The 4,719-nt window shown below is 60.0% G+C and carries 4 protein-coding genes and 1 pseudogene; 4 read left to right on the top strand and 1 reads right to left on the bottom strand.

Annotated elements, in window-relative coordinates:
• Positions 1-1,152: pseudogene (locus H1Y01_RS04040) on the bottom strand (transketolase); the annotation flags it as partial.
• Positions 1,153-1,365: 213 nt separating this feature from the next.
• Between H1Y01_RS04040 and H1Y01_RS04045 the strand changes: the two are divergent.
• The 4 genes from H1Y01_RS04045 to H1Y01_RS04060 all read left to right on the top strand — a co-directional run bounded on the left by H1Y01_RS04045 (position 1,366) and on the right by H1Y01_RS04060 (position 4,614).
• Positions 1,366-1,992, top strand: a complete 627-nt coding sequence (locus H1Y01_RS04045; protein ID WP_180538991.1) for a DNA-3-methyladenine glycosylase — start codon at positions 1,366-1,368, stop codon at positions 1,990-1,992.
• A gap of 137 nt (positions 1,993-2,129) precedes the next feature.
• Positions 2,130-3,035, top strand: a complete 906-nt coding sequence (locus H1Y01_RS04050) for an NADP-dependent oxidoreductase (protein ID WP_180538992.1) — start codon at positions 2,130-2,132, stop codon at positions 3,033-3,035.
• Positions 3,036-3,376: 341 nt separating this feature from the next.
• Positions 3,377-3,979, top strand: a complete 603-nt coding sequence (locus tag H1Y01_RS04055) for a cytochrome P460 family protein (protein WP_219341248.1) — start codon at positions 3,377-3,379, stop codon at positions 3,977-3,979.
• A gap of 101 nt (positions 3,980-4,080) precedes the next feature.
• Positions 4,081-4,614, top strand: a complete 534-nt coding sequence (locus tag H1Y01_RS04060) for a GlcG/HbpS family heme-binding protein (RefSeq protein WP_180538993.1) — start codon at positions 4,081-4,083, stop codon at positions 4,612-4,614.
• The last annotated feature ends 105 nt before the right edge of the window (positions 4,615-4,719 follow it).

The raw sequence follows: 4,719 nt of genomic DNA on the forward strand, positions 1-4,719 counted from the left end.
CCGCTTGGCAAGCGCATTCAGGGCCTGGCCGGCCGCCACGCGCGTTGCGACCGGCTTATCCGTCGTCTTCCATTTCGGCAGGTCGGCTTTCCAGTCTTCCGGCAACTCGCCGCGCAGCATCATGTTCAACTTCTTGGCGTCATCCGGGGATTTCTTCTCGAACTCAGCGTAGCGCGCGTTCCATTCGTCTTCTTCCGCTTTGCCCTTCGTCACCTGCTCGCGGAAATGCGCGACCGCTTCAGGCGGCAGGTAGAACGCGTCGGTAGTCGGCCAGCCCAGGTTCTTCTTGGTGGCGGCTACTTCGTCCTCGCCCAGCGGCGAGCCGTGCGCATGATACGTGTCCTGCTTGTGCGGGCTGCCAAACCCGAGATGCGTATGCACGAGCAGCAGCGACGGCCGATCCGTTTCCGCCTGCGCCTCGCGAATGGCGGCGTCCACCTCTTCGGTGTCGTTGCCGTCCATCACCGTCTTGGTGTGCCAGCCATAAGCATCGAAGCGCTTGGCGACATCTTCCGTATAGGTCAGATCGGTCGCGCCCGCCAGGCTGATGTGGTTTTGATCGTAGAGGTAGATCAACTTGCCGAGCTTCAGATGTCCGGCGAGCGACGCCGCTTCACTGGCGATGCCTTCCATCAGATCGCCATCGGACACGATGCCGTAGGTATAGTGATCGAAAACCTTCGCGCCATCGCCATTGAAATTCGCCGCCAGCCACGCTTCGGCCATCGCCATCCCGACGCCCATCGCGAAACCTTGACCCAGAGGCCCGGTGGTGACTTCGACGCCGGGCGCATCGCCGCGCTCGGGATGGCCCGGCGTTTGGCTGCCCCATTGACGGAACTGTTTCAACTGGTCGAGCGAAAGATCGAAACCGGTCAGATGCAGCAAGCTATAGAGCAGCATCGACCCGTGTCCGGCCGAGAGCACGAAGCGATCGCGATCCGCCCAGTTCGGATTCTTGGGGTTGTATTTCATGAAGCGCGTCCACAGCACATAGGCCATCGCCGCCGCGCCCAGGGGCAAGCCGGGGTGTCCCGAGTTGGCTTTCTGCACTCCATCGATGGAGAGGGTTCGGATGGTGTTGATGCACAGCAGATCGAGCGCTTTGGCATCGAGCTTTTTCTGATCCGGAGGGGCCACTTGTGTCGACATCGCTTTGGTTCCTTTTCTGGCGAATTTCGGTTGCACTGCGATTGTACCGTTAGCAGATGGAGGGACAATCGGGTTCGGAAGCAATGGACGGACAGCCCGAGCCGCAGCGAGCCGGCAATCGCTATTCTGCAGAATTGAGTTAGTTATCCGAAGGCATACCAACGAATCTTCAACGCCGCGCGCTCACTGGCCGGCTGCCGATGACGAATGAGAATGGAACACTCAGGCAAGGCAATTCTCCCCGGTCGTCTTCGGCGTCTCCGTCGGGCGGAACTCCCGGTGGATACTGTGGAGTTGGCGCGCTACCTGATCGGCAAAATAGCAGTGCATGATACCAATGACGGCAGGCTCAGCGGGCGCATCGTCGAGACCGAGGCTTATCCCGTCGGTGATTCCGCCGGTCACGCATTCCGCGGAGAGACGCAGCGCAATGCCTCCCTATTTCTTGAGCGGGGACACGCTTACGTGTATTTCACCTACGGTTCGTCGTTCATGCTGAACGTGACGAGCGAAGCGGCCGGAGTCGGCGCGGGAGTCCTCTTGCGTGCCCTCGAACCCCTCGACGGAATCGATCGGATGCAGCGCCTCCGCGGCGGGGCAGGCCTGCTCGATTTAGCCCGGGGACCGGGCCGGCTAGCTCAAGCCATGCAGATTGATTTCCAGCAAGATGGTGTGGATCTGTGCGCCGCCGGTCCGCTATGGCTCGCGACGAGCCGGCGGAAAACGGGAGCCATCGGCAAAAGTGTGCGCATCGGTTTGACGCGCAACGTGGATCGCGAACTGCGCTTCTACGAGCGAGGCAGTCCATACGTGAGCGGGCCAAAGCGGTTACGCGAGTAGTTCCCGCACGGCACGTCCAATGCACGGGAACATCGCAAGGCTCCGCCGGTTTCAGTAAACTGCTTCGGTGACCAATTCCAGCTTTGCTCGCCTAGAATTTGTTATTGGACTGGGTGCATCGCAACAGGAGATGAAATATGAAAGCAGTTGTTGTCCACCAATATGGCGGTCCGGAAGTACTGAAGTATGAGGACTATCCTGATCCGGTTCCAGGTCCGGGCGAGTTGCTGGTGCGGGTTGCAGCCGCGAGCGTGAATCCGATCGACTACAAGCGCCGCGCCGGGTTGACGAAGGATTCTTATCCCCTCCATTTCCCGGGACTCATAGGAGTCGATATGGCAGGAACTGTGGTCACGATTGGGCCGGGGGTTGAAGGCTTTTCCGTCGGCGACCAGGTGTTCGCCATGGCCGACAATACTTACGCTGAGCTCTGTGTCGTGAATGCGGCGATCGTGGCGAAGATCCCCAAGGGACTCGATTTGATCCGGGCGGCGGCGCTGCCCCTGGTAACGACGACCGGCAACCAGCTCCTTTTAGCTACGGGAATCGAAGCGAGCCAGACGGTCATGGTCGTAGGTGCTGTCGGAAGTGTCGGGCGTTCGGCGGTATTCACGGCAAAGGCACGCGGGGCGGCGGTGATCGCGGGGGTTTTGAAGCGGCAGATCGATGAGGCGAAGACTGTCGGCGCGGATCAGGGGGTCGCAACCGACGACGACGCCGCGATGGCGAATCTGCCGCCGCTCGATGCGGTTGCCGATACGGTCGGCGGAAGAACCGCCGAGAAGCTTATCGGCAAGGTCAAGCCGGGAGGAGTGTTTGCTTCGGTTCTCGAGGCGCCGCGGAACGCCGCGAAGTACCCGTCTGTAAAGGTGGAGTTCGTGTTCTCGAAATTCGACAGAAAAACGCTCGAGTTCATGGCCGCAGCGGTGCGAGATGGCAAGCTGGTGATCCCGATTAGCCAGACGCTGCCGCTCAGTAAAGCGGCCGAGGCTCACGCAGCGGCGGAAAAGGGCGGCATCGGCAAGATCTTGCTGGTGCCTTGAACTCGTTGCCGGACAGGCAACCTCGTCCATCGTCCGACATCGGATATCGACTACAAAGCGTTGGCCCTAGCAGACCGTGGTAGCAGTCGAAAAACACCGCTTGCTGACGCGCGCGGCTCTGTAGACTCACTAAGTTACAGAGCCGCGAACACGTCCGACATCGGATATCGACTACAAAGCGTTCGCCCTAGTGGACCGTGGTAGGAGTCGAAAAACACCGCTTGCTGACGCGCGCGGCTCTGTAGACTCACTAAGTTACAGAGCCGCGACGGTGACGGAGCGGTTATTGCGGGCTGCTAGGCCGCTCAAAATTTCCCGAAGCGTGCGCTTGCTGTGATAAAATGCGCTCCGTTGCGCACAAGCACAGCGAGCGGGAGGAAGTGATGTTCGATAAGCCTTTCCTGCCTTCACGCGGTTTACGAGTTGTTTCAGCAGCCGCGGTTGGCATCGCGTTGGCCGTCCTCGTCGGCAGGGCATTTTCCGCGCAGGACAAGTACACCGTGAGCGTGCCCAATGGGCTCGCATTCTCCGACTTTCGCGGGTACGAGAACTGGCAGGTCGTCGCGGTTAGTCAGACTGAGGATCTGCTGAAGGTGGAGGTAGCCAATCCCACGATGATCGAGGCCTACCAGTCCGGCGTTCCCGGCAACGGCAAGCCGTTCCCCGACGGCTCCAAGATTGCAAAAATCGAGTGGAAACCGAAAAAGAGCACGGAATCCCCTTTTGCTGTGAGGATACCGGACGTCCTGCAGGACGTTTTCTTCATCGAGAAGAACAGCAAGAAATTCCCGGACACGAAGGGATGGGCCTACGCCGCGTTTGACTATGTTCCCGCGTCGGACACGTTCAAGCCCGACAAGACCGGCGTCGTCACCTGCGGCTTTGCGTGCCATACGAGAGTGGCGGCCAAGGATTACATTTTCACTGCGTACAACAAGAGGTGAACGCGAGGGGTGAACGGGAGGGAGCGACGCTTCGTGCTTGCTCGCGTGACAACCAGCGGGAAAGCGGCGAAGTGCGATCCGTTGTCGATGAAGGAGGACGAATGTCAAATGAGAAAACGGGAAGCGCCGCCGCTGCGACTAGAGCGCCGCAGCCCACGGAAACAAATCCCCTCGATCTTGTGCCCGACCAAATTCCTTTCGACACCCCGTATGGCCCACCGATAACACTGGACCGAGCCCAGACGGTTATTCACGCGGCGGTGGCAGAGGCGAAGAAGCGGAATTGGAAGATGAACGTAGCGGTGGTCGATTCCGGCGGCAACCTCGTCGCTTTCCAACGAATGGACGGTGCGATGCTTGCCTCCATTCAGATCGCCGAGCACAAGGCAAGAGCAGCGGCAACCTTCCGGCGCGAAACCAAGCAGTTCGAGGACGGTATCCAGCTGATGCATCTCAACTATCTGCTGGCGTTCGATGGAATCATCGCCTCTCGAGGCGGCATCCCGCTGATCGAACAGGGGGTGATTATCGGCGCGATCGGTTGTTCGGGAGGCACGGATTCCCAGGACGAGATCGTCAGCAAGGCAGGCGCGGGGGTTATCCACCAACTGCCGGCTTCCGAGACAGACAAATAGACAGGAGAATGCAATGACAACGGCAAGCGCGCTCACGAAGTCCGCACAGATCCGGCTGACCCGGCGGTCGCCCGCCTACTGGCGTGTCACGATCGACAACCCGCC

Origin of the sequence: Nevskia soli, assembly GCF_903970205.1 — a bacterium.
In the GTDB taxonomy this organism is placed as follows: domain Bacteria; phylum Acidobacteriota; class Terriglobia; order Bryobacterales; family Bryobacteraceae; genus Bog-113.

Coding starts and splice junctions, on each gene's coding strand:
- H1Y01_RS04045 (WP_180538991.1), top strand. CDS start 1,366: ATGGAACACTCAGGCAAGGCAATTCTCCCCGGTCGTCTTCGGCGTCTC.
- H1Y01_RS04050 (WP_180538992.1), top strand. CDS start 2,130: ATGAAAGCAGTTGTTGTCCACCAATATGGCGGTCCGGAAGTACTGAAG.
- H1Y01_RS04055 (WP_219341248.1), top strand. CDS start 3,377: ATGCGCTCCGTTGCGCACAAGCACAGCGAGCGGGAGGAAGTGATGTTC.
- H1Y01_RS04060 (WP_180538993.1), top strand. CDS start 4,081: ATGTCAAATGAGAAAACGGGAAGCGCCGCCGCTGCGACTAGAGCGCCG.